The 24,994-nt window shown below is 40.4% G+C and carries 21 protein-coding genes; 5 read left to right on the top strand and 16 right to left on the bottom strand.

Features of this window, described 5'->3' with window-relative positions; all coding sequences use genetic code 11:
- Nucleotides 1-48: 48 nt before the first annotated feature.
- Together A4S05_RS19375 and A4S05_RS19370 are read right to left on the bottom strand one after the other, a co-directional pair.
- Nucleotides 49-2,880: an AAA-like domain-containing protein gene (locus tag A4S05_RS19375; protein WP_069071435.1), complete on the bottom strand. Its 2,832-nt coding sequence runs from the start codon at nucleotides 2,878-2,880 to the stop codon at nucleotides 49-51.
- Nucleotides 2,880-4,463 (bottom strand): AAA-like domain-containing protein, encoded by a 1,584-nt coding sequence (locus A4S05_RS19370; protein ID WP_069071434.1) that lies wholly within the window; start codon nucleotides 4,461-4,463, stop codon nucleotides 2,880-2,882. The genes A4S05_RS19375 and A4S05_RS19370 overlap by 1 nt, the downstream gene beginning before the upstream one ends.
- Nucleotides 4,464-4,848: 385 nt before the next feature.
- Here A4S05_RS19370 and A4S05_RS19365 point away from each other — a divergent pair, with 385 nt between their 5' ends.
- Both A4S05_RS19365 and A4S05_RS19360 read left to right on the top strand, forming a co-directional pair.
- A complete protein-coding gene (locus A4S05_RS19365) occupies nucleotides 4,849-5,988 on the top strand; it encodes a hybrid sensor histidine kinase/response regulator (RefSeq protein WP_069071433.1) in 1,140 nt (379 codons plus the stop codon).
- 177 nt (nucleotides 5,989-6,165) lie between these two features.
- Nucleotides 6,166-7,548: an aldehyde dehydrogenase gene (locus A4S05_RS19360; RefSeq protein ID WP_069071432.1), complete on the top strand. Its 1,383-nt coding sequence runs from the start codon at nucleotides 6,166-6,168 to the stop codon at nucleotides 7,546-7,548.
- Nucleotides 7,549-7,640: 92 nt separating this feature from the next.
- Here the strand turns inward: A4S05_RS19360 and A4S05_RS19355 are convergent, their stop codons facing one another.
- The 3 genes from A4S05_RS19355 to A4S05_RS19345 form a co-directional block, all read right to left on the bottom strand.
- Entirely contained in the window at nucleotides 7,641-8,246 is a 606-nt protein-coding gene (locus A4S05_RS19355) for a sulfite oxidase-like oxidoreductase (RefSeq protein ID WP_069071431.1), read from the bottom strand.
- Between the two features lie 485 nt (nucleotides 8,247-8,731).
- Nucleotides 8,732-8,905, bottom strand: a complete 174-nt coding sequence (gene rpmF / locus A4S05_RS19350) for a 50S ribosomal protein L32 (protein ID WP_012407602.1) — start codon at nucleotides 8,903-8,905, stop codon at nucleotides 8,732-8,734.
- A gap of 145 nt (nucleotides 8,906-9,050) precedes the next feature.
- The gene (locus A4S05_RS19345; RefSeq protein ID WP_069071430.1) at nucleotides 9,051-9,542 is read right to left on the bottom strand and encodes a hypothetical protein; all 492 of its coding nucleotides are present in this window, start codon (nucleotides 9,540-9,542) and stop codon (nucleotides 9,051-9,053) included.
- A 200-nt stretch (nucleotides 9,543-9,742) separates the two neighbouring features.
- Between A4S05_RS19345 and A4S05_RS19340 the strand changes: the two genes are divergently transcribed.
- Entirely contained in the window at nucleotides 9,743-11,614 is a 1,872-nt protein-coding gene (locus tag A4S05_RS19340; protein ID WP_069071429.1) for a caspase family protein, read from the top strand.
- Between the two features lie 104 nt (nucleotides 11,615-11,718).
- Here the strand turns inward: A4S05_RS19340 and A4S05_RS19335 are convergent, their stop codons facing one another.
- The gene (locus A4S05_RS19335) at nucleotides 11,719-12,096 is read right to left on the bottom strand and encodes a Mo-dependent nitrogenase C-terminal domain-containing protein (protein ID WP_069071428.1); all 378 of its coding nucleotides are present in this window, start codon (nucleotides 12,094-12,096) and stop codon (nucleotides 11,719-11,721) included.
- Between the two features lie 762 nt (nucleotides 12,097-12,858).
- Here A4S05_RS19335 and A4S05_RS19330 point away from each other — a divergent pair.
- Nucleotides 12,859-14,055 carry an anion transporter gene (locus A4S05_RS19330; RefSeq protein ID WP_069071427.1) on the top strand — a complete coding sequence of 399 codons (1,197 nt, stop codon included), beginning with the start codon at nucleotides 12,859-12,861 and terminating at the stop codon, nucleotides 14,053-14,055.
- Between the two features lie 240 nt (nucleotides 14,056-14,295).
- Here A4S05_RS19330 and A4S05_RS19325 read toward each other — a convergent pair whose 3' ends face one another.
- The 8 genes from A4S05_RS19325 to rppA form a co-directional block, all read right to left on the bottom strand.
- Entirely contained in the window at nucleotides 14,296-16,116 is a 1,821-nt protein-coding gene (locus A4S05_RS19325; RefSeq protein ID WP_069071426.1) for an ABC transporter ATP-binding protein, read from the bottom strand.
- A 40-nt stretch (nucleotides 16,117-16,156) separates the two neighbouring features.
- Nucleotides 16,157-16,429: a PepSY-associated TM helix domain-containing protein gene (locus A4S05_RS41760; RefSeq protein WP_069071425.1), complete on the bottom strand. Its 273-nt coding sequence runs from the start codon at nucleotides 16,427-16,429 to the stop codon at nucleotides 16,157-16,159.
- A gap of 107 nt (nucleotides 16,430-16,536) precedes the next feature.
- Nucleotides 16,537-16,806 carry a hypothetical protein gene (locus A4S05_RS19315; protein ID WP_069071424.1) on the bottom strand — a complete coding sequence of 90 codons (270 nt, stop codon included), beginning with the start codon at nucleotides 16,804-16,806 and terminating at the stop codon, nucleotides 16,537-16,539.
- A gap of 70 nt (nucleotides 16,807-16,876) precedes the next feature.
- The gene (locus tag A4S05_RS19310) at nucleotides 16,877-17,209 is read right to left on the bottom strand and encodes a hypothetical protein (protein WP_069071423.1); all 333 of its coding nucleotides are present in this window, start codon (nucleotides 17,207-17,209) and stop codon (nucleotides 16,877-16,879) included.
- Between the two features lie 354 nt (nucleotides 17,210-17,563).
- Nucleotides 17,564-18,487: an FTR1 family iron permease gene (locus tag A4S05_RS19305; protein ID WP_069071422.1), complete on the bottom strand. Its 924-nt coding sequence runs from the start codon at nucleotides 18,485-18,487 to the stop codon at nucleotides 17,564-17,566.
- 6 nt (nucleotides 18,488-18,493) lie between these two features.
- Nucleotides 18,494-18,850: a hypothetical protein gene (locus A4S05_RS19300; RefSeq protein ID WP_069071421.1), complete on the bottom strand. Its 357-nt coding sequence runs from the start codon at nucleotides 18,848-18,850 to the stop codon at nucleotides 18,494-18,496.
- A 99-nt stretch (nucleotides 18,851-18,949) separates the two neighbouring features.
- Nucleotides 18,950-19,798, bottom strand: a complete 849-nt coding sequence (locus A4S05_RS19295; protein WP_069071420.1) for an Rpn family recombination-promoting nuclease/putative transposase — start codon at nucleotides 19,796-19,798, stop codon at nucleotides 18,950-18,952.
- 86 nt (nucleotides 19,799-19,884) lie between these two features.
- The gene (gene rppA, locus A4S05_RS19290; protein WP_069071419.1) at nucleotides 19,885-20,565 is read right to left on the bottom strand and encodes a two-component system response regulator RppA; all 681 of its coding nucleotides are present in this window, start codon (nucleotides 20,563-20,565) and stop codon (nucleotides 19,885-19,887) included.
- 72 nt (nucleotides 20,566-20,637) lie between these two features.
- Here rppA and A4S05_RS19285 point away from each other — a divergent pair, with 72 nt between their 5' ends.
- Nucleotides 20,638-21,057, top strand: a complete 420-nt coding sequence (locus A4S05_RS19285; protein WP_218107958.1) for a hypothetical protein — start codon at nucleotides 20,638-20,640, stop codon at nucleotides 21,055-21,057.
- Between the two features lie 46 nt (nucleotides 21,058-21,103).
- Here the strand turns inward: A4S05_RS19285 and A4S05_RS19280 are convergent, their stop codons facing one another.
- Nucleotides 21,104-21,997 carry a hypothetical protein gene (locus A4S05_RS19280; RefSeq protein ID WP_069071417.1) on the bottom strand — a complete coding sequence of 298 codons (894 nt, stop codon included), beginning with the start codon at nucleotides 21,995-21,997 and terminating at the stop codon, nucleotides 21,104-21,106.
- 61 nt (nucleotides 21,998-22,058) lie between these two features.
- Nucleotides 22,059-24,467, bottom strand: coding sequence for a TonB-dependent receptor plug domain-containing protein (locus A4S05_RS19275; protein ID WP_069071416.1), 2,409 nt, complete (start codon nucleotides 24,465-24,467; stop codon nucleotides 22,059-22,061).
- Nucleotides 24,468-24,994 lie beyond the last annotated feature (527 nt).

The raw sequence follows: 24,994 nt of genomic DNA, 5'->3' as shown, positions 1-24,994 counted from the left end.
TTTCTTAAATTATCATAATAGCTGAATTGTTATAGATATTAGATGCATTTATTTTATACGTTTGAGTTCATAAGTCCATCCTAAAACTCCACCTATAAGCAAACCTAACATTAACCATCCAACGTCTGGTTGATTAATGCCAATCCATGTTGTTGGATATGTAATTAAATCAAACATAAATATAAAGCTAGCACCAATATATCCAAATATTTTTAATAACAAGCCTGTAATATAGATAATGAGTGACCACAATATAGATATTAACTTTGATAACGTTAAAACATTTTTCCCAATATTAGGTTGTGTGAAAAAAGGCCAAGTATAAAAAACAATTAATGGTATTATAGATGAAAATATTATCCAATAATAATAATTTCTATTAAAATACCTAAATATTTTGTTTATTTCATAAATTATCGTATTCGTATATTTATCAAATAGAATTTTTCTCCTATCATATGTATATTTTTTTAAAAAAGTAAAATATTTGTTTAAATATTGACTACTGTAAAATAATATTAGTTTGCTGATTACTATAGTAATAATAACACCAAGTATAAAGTATGTTAATTGTTGAATTTGTAGATTTTTTGAAAAATCAACTGCACTGACTTGACTAAATTCAGGTAGGTATGATAATTTTGATAAGCCTAATAAGCCCTGCAAAAAAAACCGGCTTAAATACATCACTAATCCTATAAATATACTAGCATTAGCAGCAGATATAATGATACTATCTTGCCTTATAGGTTTCCTAAAATAAACGGGTACTTCATAATTTCCAGTATTAGTTTGTATAGAGATTATAAAATTGTAGCTCCCTACCTCTATAAAGGTTGTATCTAAGGCCAAAGACAATTCTAAGAATGAACCCTCAAAAATATGCGGTTTTACTTCTAATCGAGCCATATCAGACGTTACAGCTGTTCCCTTAAGCCTTCCACCAGAAGGTTCACAAGTGATTTTCAATGAGCTTTTAATTAAATGCGTCCCGTGTGGGACAAATCCTAAATCTAGTTGCATCGGCTCTATACTAACTTGTAGTTCGATGACTTGATAATGTATATAAATTCTGCAAGGATAATTAATTTCTTCTAAAAGAAGAACAATAAAACCTTGGTATTCGCCTGGTTTAACCCACAGCGTATCCAACTGAATATCAAAATTTTCATCAATAGAGGAATCGAAATTATCAATTATACTTACACCTGGAAGATGAGGTTCAAGTTTCACATTTCCCCATGCAAATCCACGTCCATTATTACTAATTTTTAAGGAAACCCATTTTTGAGAACCGACTGGTAATTCACCAAAGTCTAGACTATGAGATTGAACAGAGATTTCAGGATATGGAGCTACTCCAGCATCTTCACACAATTCCCGTAGAAATATCTCTAAACCTTTACGCATTTCTTGGTTGTAGTCGGACACAATTTTACGTGATATATTTCCTAAGTATGTCTTTCCTTGTCCTACTAACCAAGTTTCAAGATACCCATTGAGCAAATAATCTTGTCCCTCTTCAGGATACTTTTCACATACAGTAATTAATTCAATTACTGAGGATGCTTCTCCATGTTTAAACTTGAATGTGTGTGACTTTAAAGCATCCTCTAATTCTCGTCTCTCAAGCTCTAGGCTGGCATTTAAAAATTGATTATCCTCACTGCTCAAACTTTTGTTGGTAGCCCAATCTTGAGCGTTGCGTAATGCTTGTCCACGCAATAACCATGACTCATCTTTCTGCGAACCTATCCATGCTGATAGAGCCTGACCATAGGGTCGTAAATTTGCTAATATCTTGTCAATCCAGTTTTGATTAAAAACATCAGCATAGATGCGATTGTAAACCTTTAAATTACCCTGTTGCTCTACAACTAAACCAGACAGCCGTAGTTCTATCTGGTCATAACTATTATCAACTGGCATCTCTCCATGTTGCCAAATTTGCTGATACAGTCCCAATAGTCTTCCCGCGCGTTGTTCATCTCTGAGAAGACGGTCACGTATCGTCCTCAAATGCTCAGGCTCATCCTGGAATTCCCAATTGTCAATTATGTGCGATCGCACTAACTCTTCTACCCCTGATACCTCCACTATGTCTGGGATGAGTTGACAAAGCTTCTGGGTGAGAAATGGTTGACCACCGGTCCAATCCAAAAGCTCTTGCAGTACTGTTTGGGGATTGCTGACTTTTCCCATCAATCCCTCAGCCAAAGGTTGGACTTCGTGCAATTCAAAGCCTTTTAATTCAATTGCGTGACCTATATTGAACGGTGTGCGCTTTTTATCTTTAATCAAATCTGAGGGAGTAGCTACCCCTAACAGACAAAATGTGAGGCGTTTGTACGCTGCTTTATCAACACGCTGGTTGTAGCAGAACCGGAGCAAAGCAAAAAAATCATCAGTTGAAAAATTCAGGCTGATAACACTATCAATTTCATCTACAAAAATGACTATGGATTTAACAACTTCAACTAGCAGAACTTCTTCGAGAAATTCACTCAATCGCTGTACCGGAGAAAGATGATCGCGATCGCGCCACCAACTTCGTACATTAAACTTTCCTGAAAGCTCAAAACCACTTACCAAAATACGTACTACACCCGCATACCATTGATCTGGTGCAACGTGCTTGCTACCAATCTTCGTCAAGTCAACCGCAGCACATGCAATACCTTCGTTTTGTAGTCTTTGCATAGTTTGCACCCACAGGCTAGACTTGCCCATCTGCCGAGAATTTAGAACATAACAAAACTCCCCAGCCTTCAACGCTTCATACAAATCTGTATCTGCTTGACGCTTTACATAACTGGGGGCATCAACTGGTAAACTGCCACCAACTTGATATTCATAAGCTGGGTTTTGTTCTATGTTCATCACCTAACTCTCAAGCGATCGCAAAAATACTGACGATACAAATTACAACGTGGCGTTACATCATTTCCTTGCTGTTGTAATAAGCCCATACTGAGTAGTTTAAAGCATTGTATCGAATCCAACCGAACTGGGCTAGTATTGGCAACTACCTTTTTGATAGCAGCAGCTAATTCTGGACGCTGTTCTAAATTCCACAAATGCCGACGTAAATGATCGCTATAAGGGCCAGCTTCTGTGGGGGCTGTTTGCAAAAGCAGATTGAGCGTAGTATCCTGTCTGGCAATGTGATAAAGTGCCACCCGTACAAGATAGGGGTGTCCTCCCACCATTGCCATTAGTTGTTCAACTTGGGTAAAACTCCAATTGAGTCCATGCCTTCGTGCCAAATCAAGAACCTGTTGGGCGTTAAACTCTGGTAACTCAATCGGCAAGCCTACATTAAACGGCGATTGATTGATATTCATTGGAATATAAACTTCTGTGGAATGCACTACTACCAACCGCAGTTTTTTCCAAATATCCCGGTTTTTAGCATCTTCATGCCAAGCGCGTAACAGCCCAAAAAAGTCTGCGGCAATTTCGGGATGTTGAAATATACGATCAACTTCATCCAATCCCAATGCTAGGGGTTGGTTGATTTCTGGTAAGAGATACTCCTCGAAATAAGCGGTGCAATTGTCCTTACTGCCAAAAATCACATCCCAGTAATCTGCTAACTTGTTGGGTAGCCTCAACCTCCGTCCGACACTGGCACAAAACCACTGAAGGAACTTATCCAAATCTGCAAAAACCTTTCCATCTGCTAATTGAAAGCTCAAAGGCACGGTTAGATAATCTTGTTGTGACGCTTGATGAAGAATCCGCGCCATGAGTGAAGTTTTACCCATCTGCCGGGGCGCTTTGATCCGAATCAAAGATCCTGGCTTCAAAATTGCCTCGTAGCAGCGAGATTCGATGGGAGGGCGATCAATATAAAACGCCGAAGCCAAATCCACCTGCCCTTCAGGCAATTCTGGTTCTGCCACTGGCACAGGCGGTGAAAGAGTCAGAGGGTGGAAGGGTGATGAAGGGAAAGAATAACTACTTTCTTCTCTCCCCATCTCCCCATTTGCCAATCTTTTTGTATCTCCATCTGTCAGTAAACTAAAAATTTCCTGTAAAATTCTGGGAGTATCGGCAGGTGAATTCCACTCTCGCTGCTGAACCTGTTGTAAATAGCCCCGCAAATCATAGTTCAGTGGCTTACTCCAAGGGAAGTTAACGCGAATAGGCAAAATCACTGGCTTATAGTGATTACTGCCATCCCGTAACTCTTTAGCCTGTCTCACCTCTTCTGTCACCATCTCGCTAGTTGCCGATCGCTCAGACAACAGCAACAAAAAGTAATCACATAGTTTTAATTCTTCATCAATGCGCTGGGGCCATTTTTCTCCCAAGCGAATACTCTCACCTGCCATAAATGCTTCGTGCCCAGCAGCTTTAAGAGCTTCATAAAAATTATGGGCCAGGCTCAAATCTGGATCTTGACTGCGATAGCTGATGAAAAATCTGGCATTTTTGCTGGCTGCTGGCAAAGTTGGCATAGTCGAATCAATATCCAGAAATTTTGACAAATTTGACTATAATTTTCTTGCAATGTACAGCATCAAAGCTGATTTTTACTTTTTTTTACAGGTAAATAGTCAGTAGCCAATATCTGACCTACTGATATATCTATTTACTAAACTGATACTAAAATCGTGTCGCTATCCTCTGTATTCAGTTCTATAAATTTACGAGCCATAATTCAATTAGCTTGTGGCTATCTGCTAAAAAGGTAAGTGAAGTAGTTTTTAAAACACATTTATATAAATTTCTTGCTCAACAATTTTTCTTCGGAAGAAGTTTATCTAAAGGGAATACCTACAAAACTATACCAATAAACCAGTTTTCCTAAAAATTTACTTTTACCCCGTACCTTGCATCTATATGACTTCACAATCTTCTCGCTCTGACAAAATTCTGGTTGTTGATGACTCTCCTGATAACGTGTTTTTGATCAAAACTATTTTGGAGGAAGAAGGTTACACAGTTAGCACCGCAGAAAATGGGATTTCGGCTTTGGCAGAATTGAAAGCTTCTCCTTGTGACTTGGTTCTACTGGATCTGATGATGCCAGGTATGGATGGGTACGAAGTCACAAAGCATATTCGCGGTGAGATGAAATTGCCGCAATATATCCCCATATTGCTGATAACTGCCCATGATGCGCCCAATGTCGCCCACGGTTTAGACTTGGGGGCTGATGATTTTATCCGCAAACCTGTAACAGTAGATGAATTGCTGGCACGAGTGCGATCGCTCCTGCGTTTGAAGCATAGTATGGATGAACGTGATGAAATTGCCCGTCAGCGAGAAGATTTTGTCTCCCGCCTCACTCACGATTTACGCACTCCCTTGGTAGCCGCCGATCGCATGTTGATGCTATTTCAGCAAGGCGCGTTGGGAACATTATCAACGCAAATGCAGGAAGTAATTGCAATCATGGCCCGTAGCAATATCAACCTGCTTTCTATGGTCAATACCTTACTGGAAGTTTATCGCTTTGAAGCAGGTCGCAAAAGTTTGGCATTTCAACCAGTCAATCTGAGACAACTGCTAGAAGAAGTAATGGGAGAATTATCACCTCTAGCCCAAGACAAAGCACTGTCCCTAAGTTTAGATTTTACTGAAGAGTCAAACACAGTGATGGGCGATCGCTTAGAACTGCATCGTCTATTCACCAATCTCATAGGCAATGCGATCAAATTTACCAACTCTGGCTCTATTACTATTCGTTTTACTTCTCAACGCCAGTTCGACAACAGTAGTCAATCTCAGTTATCTGGAAAATCCAATTCTGGTGACTACATTAGAATTGAGATAGCGGATACTGGCCCAGGTATTCCCACTGAAGAACAAGCCACCATATTTGAACGATTTCGCCAAGGCAGTCACAAAACTTCTGGTAGTGGCTTAGGATTGTACCTTGCTCGTCGAATTGTCGAGGCACATCAAGGCATAATTCTCCTTAATTCTGAGTTGGGTAAAGGTAGTGTGTTTATTGTGCTTCTACCCAGCAAAACATGAAAAAATTAGTAATTATAAATTATGAATTTTAGAGTTATTTATCCTGATAATTTATAATTTATAACCTTACTAGTATTTACTTTTAGCTAAATATTCCAATTAGAAAATAGAACAATAAAAAATATGCTTATTTAGCAGCAATCAAATTAAACAAACAGTTTTTTATCGGACAAGCAAATGATTACCACTGAATTATCTAACGTTGGCGAAATTATCCAGAATCAGCGAGAGTTTTTTCAAACTGGCAAAACAAAAGATGTCACTTTTCGGATTGAACAACTTAAAACTCTCAAGCAAGCAATAATTGAGCATGAACAAGCAATAGTTGAGGCATTACAAGCGGATTTACATAAACCACAAGTGGAAACTTATATTACAGAAATAAGTGTAATTAAAGAAATTGATTACGCTATAAAACATCTTCAAAACTGGAGTAAGCCTAAAAAAGCAGCCGTTTCTTGGGATTTCTTTTCATACTCAGCAAAAATTTATCCAGAACCGTTAGGGGTTGTGTTAATTATCGGCCCTTGGAACTATCCATTTCAGTTAATTATCTCACCTTTAATAGGTGCGATCGCAGCCGGGAATTGTGCAATTCTCAAACCTTCAGAAATTGCTTCTCATACGTCTGATATTGTTGCTAAGATTATTGCCAAACATTTTGACCCTGCTTATATTGCAGTGGTTGAAGGAGGCGTGGAAGCTAGTCAAAAACTACTTGCAGAAAAGTTTGACCATATCTTTTTTACTGGTGGCACAGCCGTCGGTAAAATCATTATGGCAGCAGCGGCAAAACATCTCACACCAGTGACTTTAGAATTGGGTGGTAAAAGTCCTTGTATCGTAGATACTGACATTAATCTTGAACACACTGTCAGACGAATTACTTGGGGCAAATTTATTAATGCTGGACAAACTTGTATTGCCCCTGACTATCTTTTAGTTAATAAAAAAATCAAAAAAGATTTAATAGATGGTCTGGCAAAATCTTTAAAAGAATTTTATGGCGATAATCCTATAAACAGTCCTGATTATGCTAGGATTATCAGCCAAAAACACTTTGATAGATTGGTTAATTTTCTCAAAGATGTTGAAGTTATCATCGGTGGAGAAAATCAACCTTCAGAGCGTTATATTGCCCCCACAGTGATTGATCATGTCTCTTTGGAAGATCCTGTAATGGAGGAAGAAATTTTTGGCCCTATTCTACCCATCATTGAATATACTGATATTGCAGAAGCGATCGCCTTGATTAACTCTAGACCCAAACCTTTGGCGTTATACTTATTTTCTCAAGACAAAAACCTGCAAAAGCGAGTTTTGCAAGAAACTTCCTCTGGTGGAGTCTGCATTAACGACACAGTGATGCAGGTTGGTGTCTCGTCTTTACCATTTGGTGGAGTAGGAGATAGCGGTATTGGCAACTATCACGGTAAAGCTAGTTTTGACACCTTCTCCCATAAGAAAAGTGTATTGCAAAACTCCTTCTGGCTAGATTTAAAATGGCGATACGCTCCTTATCAGGGCAAATTGCCACTCATAAAGAAACTTCTTGGTTAAAAGTTCTTTGCTAAGAGTGAGGAGTGAGGAATAAAAATCCATAACTCCTAACTCTTGTACAGACGCGATTAATCGCGTCTCTCCTAAAACTCCTAAAACCCAAAAGCGTTGCTGTAACGCTCCTCCGCCCAGGGTTCACCACGGCGATGGTAGCCATTGCGCTCCCAAAAACCAAGTTCTTCACCAGGTAAAAATTCTAAACCATTAATCCACTTAGCACTTTTCCAAGCGTAGAGGTGGGGAACAACTAACCGCATCGGGCCACCGTGTTCAGTTGAAAGGTCTTCACCAAAAACTTTAAAGGCAAAGAAGTTTTCTTCGCGGATGAAATCTTCTACAGAAATATTGGTAGTGTAGCCGCCATAGCAGTGTTCCATAATGTAGGCTGCCTTGGGGTCTAACTCAACCAGACCCATAAAATCTGTAACTTTAATGCCAGTCCATTTGACATCGAGTTTAGACCAGCGCGTTACACAGTGGAAGTCTGCTGTGAATTCGTGTTGAGGTAGCGCCATAAAGTCTGACCAACTAAAGGTAGCAGGTTTTGCTAAACCCCAAACTTTAAACTCCCATTCCTCAGTGCTGACTTGGGGAGTTGCACCGTAAGTTAATACGGGGAAACCTTTAGCTAAGTGTTGACCAGGAGGAACGCGTTCGCTTTCTTCCTTCCCTGGTTTCTGAAAAAATTTTCCTAGCATAGTTGGAGAAAACTTATTTTTCTCAAGGTATTTACAAGTTTTTTTGTGGAGTTGCCAACAGCACCAGATGTTTTACTTTTTATAAGAAGAATTCAGAACTCAGGAGTCAGAATTCAGTATGAGTTCTGTACGAGTGGGTGACGAATATTGCTGAAAAGTGAGTGTTTAGTGGGCGAAAAAAATTAAAATATTCTCGCCTTAAAACTCTATCTTTTTATGGGTAGAGTATTCTGAATTCTGAATTCTGACTCCTATTTTATAGGATGACTTGATCATTACTTATGAATGATAGGTAATGGGTAATGGATGTTCCCAATTACTCACTACCAATTTTTTTCGATCTAATGAGCTTATGTAGAGTGTTTATGATTCATAATTCAATCAGGAAAGCTAAGAAAAAGCATTTATCCAGTAGTGAGAAGTTTCATTGGTAAAGTCACCAATCAAATCTATCGGTGCTGTTCATGCTTTTCCTGACTGGGAAATTATGATTCTTCTTCCTCTTCTTCAGCAGTTGGATATACAAATGTCGAACGTCCAGTCAAAATCGACTTGCCCAGAGAGAGGGCTTTCTGAGCTTCGACGACAGCTTTGTGTCTCCAGGTAGCTCGACGTTTATCTCGTTTTGATTTGGAAGTTTTCTTCTTAGGAACAGCCATGTCAGCAGATATCGCGATTCTTGACAACCTTCTTATTCTAGGCCATCCACTGACGCCAAAGACAACAGTTGAGTCAGGAATAAGTTAAGAAGTTCCAAATCAAGGAACCTTGGCTTGGAACTTCCTCTGTATCTGGCCCAATCCGTCATTTTGGGGTTGACACACTACTAGCTGCTGGAACTGGATTAGAGGTATTTTCAAAGAAAAGTAGCGATCGCGCAGTTTTAAAGTAAGTTGCCCAATTTTGAGCATCAGGACGCGATCGCCATTGGGGACGACTAACTTCTAATGTCAAGACTGGTGCGATCGCTCCATAATTTTGTACGGACACAATGATGGAAACATCTGTCACCAAGATATCTTGGTCGAAGCTCCTTTGAGCCGCTGCCCTCGCAGCCGCTTCCGCCCTCCGCAGAATGGTTTCATAGTTTTCTTCCGGCAAACGGTCAATAGCTAAATCAACTCTAGCGGTGTAAGCTCGCACAACCTGGGGGGCGATCACTTCCGTCAAAAACCACGCAGGAACAGTAGATATGAGCAAAACTACTAAAGGAACTATCCGGATTCTTCTGGCAATTTGGCTAATAACTGAAAAGGGAGTGATCGATGATGGTAGGTGAGCAGAAATCTTGCTCATGACCTTCTATCTCCTTAGTGATGATCTTTTATTGAAATTAGGTAAAAGGTATTTTCCGGTTGACTAACGTAATAAAAATTACATTCTAACTTAAGATTCGATCAGAATCACCTAGACTATAAGACACAGGTTAGCTTTGTTATTTTGGCAAAGCCAACCGCAATTTTAAGACCAGCAAACGATAACTGACAAAGAGCGGGATGGCAAATTACTGGGCGATCGCAATTGGCATCAATCAATATCAGTTATTTCAACCTTTAAGTTGTGCCCAAGCTGATGCTGAGGCACTAGATGATTTTTTGGTGACAGAAGCAGGTTTTCTCCCTGAACACTGTCTAGTCATGACAGATACCTCGCCACCGATTGGGGATAGATCAACTTATCCAACCAAGGAGAACATTCTGCTGCTGCTTGAGGATTTTGCAGCGACAAGTTGGCAACCGGAAGACTATCTGTGGTTATTCTTTAGCGGTTATGGAGTCAACTACAAGGGCAAAGATTACTTAATGCCAGTGGAAGGCAACCCCGAACTCGTGCAAGAGACTGGCATAGAATTGCGATCGCTAATGCAAAGTCTGCAACTTACTGATCTAAATGTATTGCTACTACTCGATATCAACCGCGCTTTTGGCACTCAAGCGGATGCTCCCGTTGGTGAAGAAACCATAGAATTAGCTCAAGAATTACAACTGGCGACAATTCTTTCTTGCCAACCAGAGCAATTTTCCCATGAGAGTAGCGAATTAGGTCACGGATTCTTTACAGCAGCTTTGTTAGAAGCTTTGCGTTCTGGCAATGGCAGCAACTTGGCAGATTTAGAAAGCTACCTAAGCTTGCTCATGCCAAAACTATGTCATCACCATTGGCGTCCTGTCCAAAATCCTGCCACGATCATCCCATCAAGGCAGCAAGTAATTTTGCCACAATTGGCAATGGAAAATCACTTTCAACCAGAACCGGTGATTTATCCTGAAGAATCTTTTGCGATCGCTCGTGCGGCTCCTCCCCTTGACGATTACCCTAAAACTTCAGCAGAACGTGGCAGATGGGGAGAAGCTACTGTGAGTTCATCCCAACAGGTGAAGGTTGAGAAGTCCAAGGGTAAACAAGTCCAAGGGTCAGCTAGCGGCTTAGTTTCGCAGCCAATGCCGGAAACTTCTTTAGGAGCGAATCCGAGAGGAAGATTTATTCCCAATTCCTCTAAAGGTTACGTCTCTCGATTGCCATCGAATCAGCCAAGCATCCCTTTTTGGAAACAGTTTATCTTGTGGGGCGGAGGCAGCTTGCTGGTAGCAGGTTTAATTGCCGTAGTTTTTTTGCGTAATCAAGAAACTTTTAGAATTAAGCAAATATCAAGCACATCACCCAATGCTACTGCTAGTAACTCTCAGGTTATCGAGAATTTACCAAGTGATAGCACTCCACCAGTTAGACTCAACAACCAATCTAGCGCCCAAATAGCCTCTAGTTCCCAGTCGAAAAAGCGGAATCAAGCAGTATTAGACTTGGCGAAAATGTCACTCAGACAAACTCAGGCTAGTGATTTGAGCATGGCGATCGCTACAGCCCGGAAAATAAAACCCGGTGAACCACTGTACGAACAAGCTCAGGAGAATATTAAGATTTGGAGCCAGATGATTTTAGATTTAGCAGAGGGCCGTGCTAAACAAAGACAGTATGCCAGCGCTATTGCAGCCGCTCGATTAATCACCAAAGACGAAGCCCCCTACGCCAAAGCACAAGCAGCAATAAACCTGTGGCGGTTAGAGGGCAAGCAGTATGTCAGTAACAAAACTCTTTTAGATGCAGCTAATGCCTTGATTAAATCTGGACAGGCATCTACTTACAATCGGGCGATCGAAGTTGCCAAAAAAGTACCAGCAGGTCAACCGGGCTTTGATGCCGCTCAAAAATCGATCAATAGCTGGAGTGAGAAAATTTTAGACATGGCCAAGCGTCGCGCTGCCCAAGGAGAACTTAAGGCTGCAATTGAGACTGCTACCTTAGTGCCAGAAGAGACAGGTGCTTATGAAGATGCTCAGGATGCCATCCAAAAATGGCAAAAGAAATAGTAAAAAAATAGTAAAAAATGGTTAGGAGTTAGGAATTAGGAGTTATATTATTGATCCCCGACCTATTACTCCTAACTACTCACTCTTGACTCAACACTCAACACTCAACAGTACTGCGATACATCTTCGCCGCATTCATCGGCTAGATAGCACAGCGCTCGGAAACGTAAACCAACCACTTCGTCATATAAGGGATTGAGCTTGCACATGGGCGGAATGTGAAACAGGGTTTTCCCAAATACTTTGACATCGCGCTCAAAGGGGCACTGAGATGGAATCAGTTTGCACAAGCGGTGAGCTAGTTGGCGATCGCGGACTTGAATATTTTCTACACGCTGCCGTAAGGGTTGGAGAATATCCCAGTGAGGCTTGGAAATAGAACGGTTTAGCTGGGTTCCTTTATGATCACTAGTCTCTGCTTGATTGATTGATACCCAGCTAGCCAGAAAAATTCTTTTTGTGGTATTGTCGAATACCTTCATGATTAACCCTCTGTATTATTGAGGCTATTCACCTTTTTGATGAATATATACAACGTGGCAACGAACTTTCCCGGAAAAATCGCGTTCTGACTGCGATATAATGTAATACCTGATTAGCCACTTAAGTCAGAACCTAATTTATTACTACGTCAAGTTAATCGCAATTTTCTGGGGATCGGTAGTGTAATATTACGATCTTGTTCATAACTTGACACAGTTTAAATTTTAATAAAGACATCCATCATTGGATAGGTTTTAGTGTAACATTTACAATCCTTAATATAAGCTATTGATAAAATAATTTTTTATAAGTATAAACATCAGTAATATCCTAGAAGGCATTTTTCCCCTCCGTGTTCCCACTTTCTCACGTAAGTACATACCGTTTATTGCTGGCTGAATAGAGAGAAGTCTGTAGATACGACTGCGGCTGAAAGCCAGGTGGGTTGGTTTTCTCAGTAGATGCAGAGCGGATATTTATGAAACAGAATTCAGGAGTCAGGAGCCAGAATTCAGAATGAATTTTGTGCGACTGGTGGATAGCGCAGCGTTAGCGAGTCCGCGATAGCGTCGCGTCTAGAATCCAGGGGTTTAAAACCCCCACTAGATCAAAGATTTAGTGGTCAACAAGACAGTGGTGGGCCTGAATCCCCCACTGATTCATTCTGACTCCTGTTAGCGATAGCGGGGCGTTTAGCCCATTCTGACTTCTGAATTCTTCTTCAAGAAACCATCGTTCGTCGCAAAGTCTCGGTAAAGAAAGTGATTTTTCTCCAATTTGCAATATACAGCGTCTTAGGGCTAACTTACCTGGGGTTAGCATTGGGCTACATTCCTGGTTTACGGATGAACCGCGCCACCATCGCTTTGGTCGGTTCTGCCTTTTTAATTGCTTTAGGTGTTCTAAATTTACAGGAGGCATGGCAGGCCATTGATGCCAATACCATCGTGTTTCTCTTGAGCATGATGGTAGTGAACGCCAATCTATCTTATGCAGGGTTTTTTCGGCGATCGCTATCAGTGATATTGAGTATCACTCGCACTCCTTTAGGTTTGTTGATTGCTTTAACTTTTGGCAGTGGTATACTCTCTGCCTTTTTTCTCAATGACACTCTGGCGCTAGTTTTTACACCATTAACCTTGAGTTTGACTCAAGCTTTGGGTTTAAATCCGATACCTTATTTACTAGCGATCGCAGGTGCAACTAATATCGGATCGGTAGCAACTTTGAGCGGTAATCCTCAAAATATCCTGATTGGCTCGTTTTCAGGCATCTCCTATCTAGAATTTCTGCGTGTATTAGCCCCAGTTGCCCTAGCTGGCTTGGTAATTCAAGTGATATTACTGTGGCTACTTTACCCAGATGTCCGCTCAGTCAAACCTTGCCAAATATTACCCACCACCAACCAACGGATTTATAAACCCTTATTTAATAAAACATTAGTCATCACAACTGGGCTGCTAATTGCATTTACTGTCGGCTTACCCTTAGCGCAGTCTGCTTTAGTTGCTGCTAGCTTGTTGCTAATTACTCGGCGGGTTAAACCCCAGCGCATTTTGCAAAAGGTGGATTGGAACCTGTTGGTAATGTTTTCTGGATTGTTTATCCTGACGCGAGTCACGCAAAAGTTGAATTTGCTCCAGCCATTGACTCATACAGTAAACTCTGCTGCGAGTTTACTGGGTGTAACTGTCGTTTTATCTAACTTGATTTCTAATGTTCCGGCTGTACTCTTATTACAACCGCTGATTTCTCAAGGTGATACTAAGTCTTGGTTGTTGCTAGCAGCAGGATCAACATTGGCAGGGAATTTAACTTTGTTTGGTGCAGTCGCCAACCTGATTACTGTAGAAGCTGCTGCGGATTTAGGTTACAAGCTAACTTTTTGGGAGCATCTCCGCTTTGGAGTTCCGTTGACGGTATGTACTGTACTTCTAGTATATTTCTGGGTTCATTGAACCAAGGTTTTACCCCACCCTAACCCTCCCCTTGTAAAGGGGAGGGAACAAGACTTTCCGGTTTCCCTCCTTTGCAAGCAGCTTCTTGTCTGATATCCCTAGCAATGCCGCGGAGGGAACAAGACTTTCCGGTTTCCCCCCTTTGCAAGGGGGGATTAAGGGGGGTAATTAGACTTGTGTATACACCCTTTTAGGAGAGAGGCCAAAGTATATTGCTTTCATTCGAGAACCCCTATATGTTCAGGCAGGAGTTCCATTTAAAAGTTGTAACTTTTGGGGAAATTGCATGGCGTGTAGATAAGCATATCTGCCACCTTTAGTAAGTAATTCGCTGTGAGTCCCTGTTTCTATGATGTAACCGTTTTCTAACACTACGATTAAATCAGCATTCTGGATAGTTGAGAGCCGATGGGCAATAACTAGACAGGTACGATTTTTTAGTAATTGCTGGAGTGCTTGTTGAATGAGGTGTTCTGACTCCGTATCTAGAGCGGAAGTTGCTTCATCAAGGATGAGGATTGGGGGATTTTTCATCAAAGCTCTAGCGATCGCAAGTCTTTGTCTTTGTCCTCCCGATAGCTTCATGCCGCGTTCTCCGATCACGGTATCATAACTTTGGGGAAGGCTCATGATAAATTCATGGGCGTGAGCAACTTTAGCCGCAGTTTCAATTTCTGCATGATTTACACCAGGCTTACTGTAAGCAATATTTTCTCGCACAGTCCCATGTAGTAACAGGGTTTCTTGAGAAACAATACCCATTTGACTGCGTAATGACTGTAGAGTGACATCGCGGATATCGTGTCCATCAACCAAAATCTGTCCTTTTTGGGGATCATAGAAACGTGCAGCTAAATTCGCCAGTGTACTTTTCCCTGCGCCTGAAGAACCGACAAGTGCAACTGTCATTCCTGGTTGCATATTTAAGGTGAAGTTATGAATGACAGGTTGACTAGAAGTATAAGCAAACTCAACTCCTTCCCAGCGAATGTTACCTTCAATTGGGGGAAGTGCGATCGCATCTGATTTTTCTTTAACTTCCGGTTGGGTATCTAGTATTTCAAAGATGCGTTCCAATGAAGTTGCGCCCTTTTGGATGACGTGCATCACCTTACTAAAGCGTTTTGCCGGTTGATTAACGTGGTTCAAATAAGCCAAAAAAGCTGTCAAATCACCTACAGTCATTCGACTCTCCATCACTTCCCAAGAACCATAGGCGAGAACAGTGATGTAACCGAGATGATTCATAAAATCAACTATTGGTGAAAAGCCAGACCAAAGTTGGACAGCGCGAATATTTGCCTCCATATTCTGACGATTGTGTTCAGAGAAGCGATCTATTTCATAACCTTCATTCGCGCAAGCTTTGATTAATTTAATATTAGATAAAGTGTCCTGGAGGTGATTATTAGTTTCTGCACTTTGCTGCTGTACCTCTCGGTAAGCTCCCCGCATCCTTGAACCAAAAAACTGGGTAAGGAAGATCATCACGGGTAAAGTTATTAGAATTAACAGCGTGAGTTGCCAATCTGCATAAATTAGATAAGTGACAATCACAACAAATGTGAATATCTCAGCAACAATTTCTGCAACTTCTGTGGTAACTAACTTTTCTAAAGCATCGACATCTCGCATTACTCGTGTCATCAACGTTCCTGTTCGCTGATTTTCAAAAAAGCTCAAGGAAAGTTTTTGCAGATGTTGATATAGTTCATTTCTGATGTCAAAAATCGTTTTTTGACCTACTAAAGACATCATATAACTGCGAGCAAAATTTAACACCCCAATTAGCAGGGCAATAATGGCAATACTCAACCCTATCCAAGGGATCAAGTCAAATTTTTTCTCTGGAATTATGACATCAATAACATAGCGGGTAATTTGCGGAATAATTACCTGCAATAAAGAGAGAAAAAATATAGTGCTAGAACCTGCTAAAAGTGGTAATTTGTGCTGCCAGATATATCCATAAAAACGCTTATATAGAGTGAAAGCAGAAGGTTTCAATTGAAAATCTGAGGGATTATTTTGGGCAATCTGGCGAATAAAGTTCGCTTGCACAGTTAGTTACACTCCTAGCATAATTTATATAATCTAATATTTAAACTGCTTTGCGTTTTGGTTTATTCGCATAGTTACGCCCCCACCAAATCACAAACCCCGTCAACGATAGCGTCGCCGAAACAATGCCCATCGCTATGTAAAATCCCATCATTCCTAATCCTCCATAACTGCCAGTATGTAAAACATCTGCCCAAGTTTTTAGTTGTTCTATAGCTGGTGTCTGGAAGAAGTTTTCTACCTGCAATACTTCACCACTGTATTGATCAAAAAATACAAAGCTTTTACCTTCTGAAGTAATTTCATGTGGCAACTTAAAACGTACCCGTACTGGAGAATTTTCATCTTTAGGTAGATATAAAATTGTTGGTTGTCCCTCTGGTACAGTTTCTATGGCTGTTTGTAGAAATTGGTCTATAGTTAATGAATTTTTATTGCTTTGGAGAGTAGAGATAGGTTTTTCAATAGACTATATTTTTGAATAAATCGACCAAAAATAAAGCCAATTAAAATGGGTGGAATGACAGCAATTAACAAAGCTGGTAGCCATGCTGGTGCTAAGGTAAGTTGCCAAATAATTACAGAAATTGTTTGAGAAACAATTTTCCATGAGTCTTTGTGGATAATATCTAATCCAGGTTTAGCGCGATTACAGTGATAGAGAATATGGGAAAGGTTCTCTGTAGACAAATAATCAACCGCGCTTCGTATATTTTACAGCACTTCCGGCGGCTATGAGGTACAGCCTCAAAGCTGAAAGCTATGATAGGAGAGAGGTAAGAAGAAAATTGTATTGCATAATAGCCGGAAGCGCTGTATCGATGAGTTTATCACCGAATTTAATCAAGCCTAAACCAAGCAATAAACCGCCAAAAACTAAAATATAGTTTGGTAGAGATGCATTCAGATCAACGCTACCTTTTTTGAGATCGTCTACTACTTTCTTCCCCATCCAAGCAATACTTGGTTCTAAAGCTGAAACAACTATGGTAGAGAGAATTGCAGCTGCTAACCATTGGGGATAGGTAAGCAAAATCCGCATCATATCCAATAACAGAGAAGGAACTGGATTATTTTTCAGCAGTTTTTTCATGATCGCTGCAATCTCATCTGCTTTTGCGGTGAAACATTTGCTACAGGGGCAATCAAGCAAGTCAACAGAACACTGTTGAATAAAATCAGATTGATTTGCATACTATAAGATGAGATTAATTAATGACAGGGCAAGTTAGCGCTTGCCCCTTCTTTTTGGCTGAGAATGCCTTTATTCTGTCTGTTTCGATAAAACCTCTAAATCTCTCTAGTACAATGTTTAAGATAGTTTTGAGGGTTTGTAGTCAGGACTTTAGTGCTTAAAAATCCAGGACTAAAGTCCTTACTACGAACTTATTTACCCCTCATAACTAATGAGACAGACTACTAAATTGATAATTTTGAAAAACTGAGGTTAATTGAGTTTGGTTACTGGTTTTAATTGCTGAGGTTGGCTAAGACTGCGGAAGTAGAGGCTACCGACGATCGCCCAAAAGAGCAAATATCCAAAAGCCTGAAGTAGATACAGCTTTTGGGTGTAGCCAAATATAGTTTTTAGCAAAATGCCGGGAAACTGCCGATCAGGTAAAATCGCTGAGAGATCCCAAACCTGGGGCCCCAAAATACAAGAGGTATTACTTAGCCCACAAATATCTGCAACTGAGGAGTTGATTTGACTCCAGGCGATCGCAGCTGCATCTAAGTGTCGCAAAGCAGAAATCACCAATCCAGAGACAATTAGCAGCAGAAATACGCCCATTATTTGGAAAAATTGACTCAAATTAATGCGGATGCTCCATTTGAATAGCAGCATACCAATCACAACTGCGACACTTAATCCGGCGATCGCGCCAAGTACTGGTGTCCAACCTTCTTGAAACTTAGCGACGATAAACAAAGCCGTCTCTAAGCCTTCTCGAAATACGGCGATAAAAATTAGGCTGAAAATCGCCCAAGCTGATTGCTTATCTTGTCCTAACGCACTTTTGACAGAACCCTCAATCTCAGCTTTGAGAAATCGTGCTTGTTTAGTCATCCAAATCAGCATCCAACTCAGCATTGCGATCGCAATTACACCCAGTCCCACCTCAAATAATTGCTTGAAGACAGGCGCATAAAGTAGATCAGATGTCTGCAATCCTTGGATACTTAAATTTAGTAATAAACCAACTACAAAACTAGCTATAGTGGCACTAAAAATTCCTAAATATACCCAACGATGCAGTTTTTGTTGTTCAGCTTGTTGTAAACAAGCGAAGACAATCCCGACAACTAAAGCAGCCTCTACACCTTCTCTGAGGGTGATAAAAAAAGTTGGTAATGCAGCACTCCAATTCATAGGAAGTTAAATAGTTCCGGTAAGTGATGGTTCTACGGTTTCAATAGTCGTAGATTCTTTACCTTTAACAGATTTTTCCTGATCTGGACGATGCTTTGATTTTTTTGACTTATGTTTTTTTACTTCTTCAGCCTTAGCAGCAATCTTTTCTTCTTCAGTAGTTTCGGAATCTGCTACTGGTTTAGTCTCGCTTTCGGTCGCACCTTTTTCACTTGGATGATCCTTGGACTTTTGGGACTTATGCTTGCGGTCTTTTTCCTTTTTAGCTTTATCCTCTGACGGTTTCGCCAAAGCTGCTGCTGGTAAAAGGAGTGTAGAGGCGATCGCAGTTACAGTATTAGCTAGAAAAACTCTCCGTAACATAAGGTCTTTTGGCTCAGTATCGTGAATACGAAGAGTTTGACAGAAAAACATAACAGAAAAATAACAAGAGAATTGGGATTTTTGTCCGCCTACTTCACCTCAACGCCCTTCTAACCAAGCCTGTAAATCAGCCAAACTGGTAAAATCTAACAATGCTTCGCTCAAATCTTCCAGAACAGGCAAAGGTAAACTAGCAATAGAGGAGCGTATTTCCCCAGATATTTCTCCAAAGCGCTTAGTTAGCAGTCGGATAACTAGATTAACTGTTGCTTCTTCACGCCCTTCCTCACGTCCTTCTTCCTTGATTTCTCGATAAACTCTCGTTTCCTTGAGTGTTATTCCCAACATAGACTCAACCTCTGTTCTGCTTAATTGTTCAAACCTGTACACCATAATTGTGGTAATCATTTCTATTATGGCGCGACTCGATTGTTCAGTTACTTCTTCACGAGTTCTGGTTAATAAATACCTAGCTTCTTCTGGTGCTTGGCTTTCCTCTACAGTAGTAAGTACCATCAATGCTACCCATATAGGTAATTGACGAACATCCCCCAATTCATCCAAATATACTCGATGGACTTGTTCACCATTAAGTAATGAGCGATGAGGATGAATATCAATTTGTTCTATACTACGGGATGGATAAATTATTACTGTTTGCCAGTCGCTAAACCTACCACGGTTACGGTAGAAATATAGTGAAGATTCCGCAAATGCTCTTTCGTAAAGCTGTTCATCTTTTTGGAACTGTACCTCGCAGAAATATACAACTCCTTTCCCTGCGTTTTCTGGCGGAAGAAACACCCCATCAATTTCAAATTTAGGTTCTTTGACAGCTACCGAATCAAACCGATAAGCATCTGCATTGCTTGGGGGTGTTGCTAGTACTTGAAATAACAGAGTAGGATATTGTTGAAAAAGTTTGTAAAAGATTGAATCTCGACGCATGAGGTAGTATTAGTCATAAACATAATTACGAATTACGTTAGCGCAGCGTTAGCGACGCAGGAGCGTCATTACGAATTACGAATTATTTAATGTGAGTTAGGTACGCTTAAACGATATCCCAAACCATATACTGTTTCAATCCACTGGTCAGCACCTATCTGTTGTAAACGCTGTCGTAATCGTTGAATCTGGACTGTAATTGCATTAGTTCCTGGTTCTGCATCCCATGTCCATAATGCTTGCTCTAATTGGTCACGGCTTAAAATTTGAGAGGGATGGCGCAAGAAGTATTCTAGTAATTGACATTCACGAACAGAGAGTTGGACTTGTTGCTGTTGTCGTTGTGCGGTGTGGGTATCTAAATTCAGTTGTAAGTCGGTAAATTTTAAGATTTGGTCTTGCCAAACAGGCGATCGCCTTCCCAAAGCTCTCACTCGTGCTAGTAACTCCAGCATATCTACAGGTTTAACAATATAGTCATCTGCTCCGGCATCTAGTCCCTTAACCTTATCGGAGATACTGTCTTTGGCGGTGAGCATCAATACAGGCGATGTTTTCCCTGTATGTCGGTATTGTTGACATAGATAAATACCACTTCCTGTAGGTAGCATCCAATCGAGTATCAGCAAATCATAATCTTGTTCACCTATTAAGCAGGTGGCTAGTTCACAGTTACCAACCCCATCTACAATATGTCCAGCTCTCGACAGGGCTGTATTTAAAGGTTCTAAAAGTTCTGGATCGTCTTCGACTACCAATATTTTCATAGCGATCGTCAACAATTTACACAGAAAGATGAGAATATTATCTTACAATAATGCTAGTTATTCTCATTAAAATTGTCGCTCTTGATTCTTATGCGCGATCGCAACCCCCTTTTAACCATCTGGCGCTCAATTTTTACTTTGGGGTTAGAATTTTGGCTACCATTACCCCTAATTGGAATGAGCATTTGGTTTGGGGGAAAGAGCGTCGCTAACCAAATGTTAAGTTATAAATACAATACTCAATCCTATTTAGAAGCAAATAATCAAATAAAGGTTCAGTTATCTGTCACCGTATTAGCTATTAAAGCAGAGATTAAGGAGCAGGTAGGATTTACGAAAGTAACTATTAGGACAGCAGACTCAGCCATCAAAACTTTAGAACTCGAATTACCTACCACAGATATTGCTGCTATTGAAGCAGGAATTACTCAGGAATTGGGATTAGATTTAACAACAGTCAAACGGATTACCCGTTACCAATTTTCCGAGTAATTCCTTTATCGAACAGAATTCTGACTCCTGAATTCTGAATTCTTCGTCAATAATTGGCATTTGGCAAGACATTACCATCAATTTGCAGTGATATTACTTCTACAATATCACCATGAGGAGTTTGCTTACCAACTCCATCAGCTTTGATTTGTCTACCTATTTTTGCCACTTTATTTAAGCTTTTACCCAAAGGTTTAGCAAATTGGACTTGAGTTCCAGATGTTAAAATTGCGCCTTTAATTTCTCCTTTATCATTCACTAGCCAATGTTGAACGGAATCTTCAATGTTGCGAGTAACTAAATCAGTCGGTTCTGGTTTTTTCCGACCTTTAGGTTTCGGTTGTTTGGCAACAATTGCTTTAGTTTGAGTGTTGGTAACAGTATGAGCTTCTATTTCTTGTCCATAAACACTAAGAGTCCCCAATTTCCCAACAACTTCTACAGAATCTTTTGGTTTTATAGCAGCTACTATTTGTTCACTGAAATGGGGTGGAAACTTGACCTGTTTAGCATCACTAAGTAAAAGTCCATCAACTAAACCCTCTTTATTTAGCAGATAACGCTCAACATTTCCAGCGTGATTTTTTTCATTTTTGCCAGGTAAAATTCCCACTGGAGATTGAGGGCTACTATTAATAGCAGATAGTTGATTATATGTCCATCCGCCTATTATTAAAGTTCCTCCTGTTGCTAGCACTCCGAGTAAGGCTAGTTTAAATCGGTTTTGTTTTTTGTGACCTTGAATTTCTTGATTTTTCTGCTTCAGTAGAATTAACTCCGTCGCTTGCTGAATAAATTCAGCCGGAATCTTTGCTTCTTCTCCGATGATTATTAATTCTTGGAGAGAATATTCCTGCTGTTTTTGAGCGTATAATTCAGACGCAAGCTGAAAAATTTCTGGGGCTAGTTCTCTACTAATTCGATGATCTGGGTTATTCATAGCATCATTTTTGAACTGAGGCTTTACTGAGATTGTAAATTACTCGAACAAAAATCAAAACTTAAAATTGCCATGACATACTAATACCATACAGTCTTTCTGCTGTTTCCTGCTCAATACGAGAACTTTCAAACACACCAGAAGTATCAAAAATACTACGGGATTTACTTCTTTCAGCCGCCAGTAGGTTCTTACCAAATAAACTCAACTGGACATTATTTGTTAACCGGAAAGCTACGTAAGCATCTAGAGCATTTTCTCCGGCTTGGTTAGTAACTTCGTTTTTGCCATCTTTGAGTTCACGGTTTTCAAAGCCAGGTAGAATGTTGTAGCTTAAACCAAAATTCATCCCCCACTCTGGAATAACGTAGTCAAAACCCAGATTTGCTACGTATGCTGGTTGTTCTTTAAAACGGCGAATTTCTCTACTTATTTGGTCTTCCACTTCTGAACCAAGGAAAGAAACATTACCAAATAAGGTCAAGTTTGGTAAACCCAAAAAAGGTGTGCGCGTTTGTAAATCTACTCGCAACCCATAAATTTTTCCATCTCCCACATTTCGGAATGATTGTTCATAGCGATTGTTCGTCGAATTGAAGTTTGTATCATTCTCGATTTTGTCATCTACCCAACGATAGAAACCATTTAAGCCAAACGCCCCAGTATTATTTCCCCAAGATTGTTCAATTCCCGCCTCTACACCAAGAGAAGTTTCCGGTTTCAAATTTGGATTTCCAATCACATCAGGTTGGAGTAAGGTGCCATTTTTTGATTCGCGGAAGGGGATGAGATCATCGAATTTAGGACGGCGAATAGTCCGCGCTGTACTTAAGCGAAAAACAGTTGTTGGAAAAACTTGGTATTTGTAGTGCAACGAAGGGTTAAATATAGTACCTGACTGGCCAATGGCGCTGTTATCAGCGGCGGTAGCTTTATTGTCAAATGCTTCCATTCGCACTCCCGCCGTGAGGGTATGTTTCTCACCCAAGCGAATTTCGTCTTGGACGAAAAGATTTAGTTGATTTTCTTCAATACCATAAATATCCTTGGGGCCAGTTTTTTCAACCGCGGCTAAAAGCACAGGTGTTATTTGCTGTTCAGTACTAATTTTCTTTTTCTCGCGATCGCGCAGACTTCCTTCTAGCCCCATTGTGAATTTGTGGTTTTCCCAAGGGCGGAAGTTAAAGCCCAAGGTTATCAACAACTCTTGGTCAGTTTTTGTTTCGTCCTCGCGCTTGATGATGTCGGTATTTCTTAGAGGTCTTGCGGTATCTATGGGACTACCAGCAGCATTCCGAAAAGTAGTAGTGGTGCTATTTGTTCGCTCTATCTTGTCCTTGCTTTCATCTGTCTGCTGGAATAACAACCCCAATGTTATGTCAGCAGTAGAACTCAATTGATGCTCCCAGCTACCGCCTAAACGCCAACCAGTAATTGTTTTATCTTCATCAAGACTGATAGTTTGCTGTTGTAGCTCCTGAAGTCTACCACTAGGAGAAAAGAACTTCTGGTTATTGACGTTGCGGATTGCGTCTTTTTCTTCGTTGGTTTGCAAAAAGAAGGGGTCAAAACTGAGGGTATCTTTGGCAGACACCTGCCAAACAAAGCGCGGTGCTAGACTAATATCGAAAAGACTTTTGCTTTCATATTCTCTTTCTTCTTGGGTAGGACGGTTTTGCAAATCCAAAGATTGCTTAAATTTATCTTTGGGTGCTTCCCGTTGTTGAACTCCCCCGCTGAGTAAGTAACTAAAGTCACCTTGTCTATCACCATAAACAAAGCTGACACCACCAAAGGGACCTACAGTCTCTAACGTTGTACCAGTAACGGTGAGGTCAGCAATCCGACCATCGGGTGCTTTTTTGAGGATGATATTTACAGTACCCGCCACACCCTGAGAATTTTGTATGGCGCTAGGATTGCTGATAATTTCGATCCGCTCAACTAAACTTACAGGAATGCGGTCTACTTTAAATTCTCGGCTTTCGCCACCGTCAGGAAAGCGCTGACCGTTAATCAAAATTTGTGTATATTCTTTCGGTAAACCCAAAAGTCGCACGTCTTTATCTTCTCCCGGCGGCCCTCCTAAGACCACACCTGGCTGACGACGCAACACTTCGCCAATCGTTCTGTAATTAAACCGTTGAATTTCTTTTTGGTCAAGGATAATTACGCCTGTCGGTGAATTTTGACGTTCTTCGATAAAGTTCACCAGTGGAGTACCGATGACATCCAGTTCAATATCAGGTTCTTCACTTTCTTCTGCTGGAGATGTGGGCGTTTGTGCTACCGATGTTGAAGAGGCGTTTGTATCTTGGAATAAAAACTGAGCGCTAGTTTGCGGTAATTGTATTTCACTAATGTAGGGAATTTCACTTTCCGGTGTAGGTTGTGCAGGCGCAGCAGCAGCAGTGGACACGAAAATACTGCTCAACAGAACACTGTTGAATAAAATCAGATCGGTTTGCATACTAGAAGATGAGATTAATTAATGTTTGAATCTAGACAAGTTAGCGCTTGCCTTTTTTGTGGTGTAATGTCAGTAAAAGTTAATAATTTTTCTCAATAAATTGAGATGTAGCTTAACATTACCCTGCTCTAAACTGTGCCTAACTGCATAATTAAAAGTGCAGTTAAGCATCTATCGAAGTATTGAAAATGGAGATTATTAGACTTGATTTAGGCTATGGCTAGCAAATTAAAGCGTGGAAACCTCAACAAATAGCAGAGGACTGGAGATGGCTCAAATTCTTATAAAACTGCTAGCAGTCAATTTAGCAACGTTTCGGTGGCATTAGTTGAGAGATATTAAGATATTTAATTGAGATTGATTAGCGTTAAATTTATCATGACTAGCTGCTAAAATGCAACCAATCATAGAACTTATAAATACTTAATGTTTGAATGAGCAATGATGATTGATATTAACTGCATTATTCGCGTTAGAGAAAATCGCCGAGAATTTATAGAGTGTGCATAAGTCCTATCTCAATCTCA

The sequence above is a fragment of the Nostoc sp. KVJ20 genome (assembly GCF_001712795.1).
GTDB lineage: Bacteria > Cyanobacteriota > Cyanobacteriia > Cyanobacteriales > Nostocaceae > Nostoc.
This window is presented reverse-complemented; position numbering and strand designations above follow the sequence as displayed.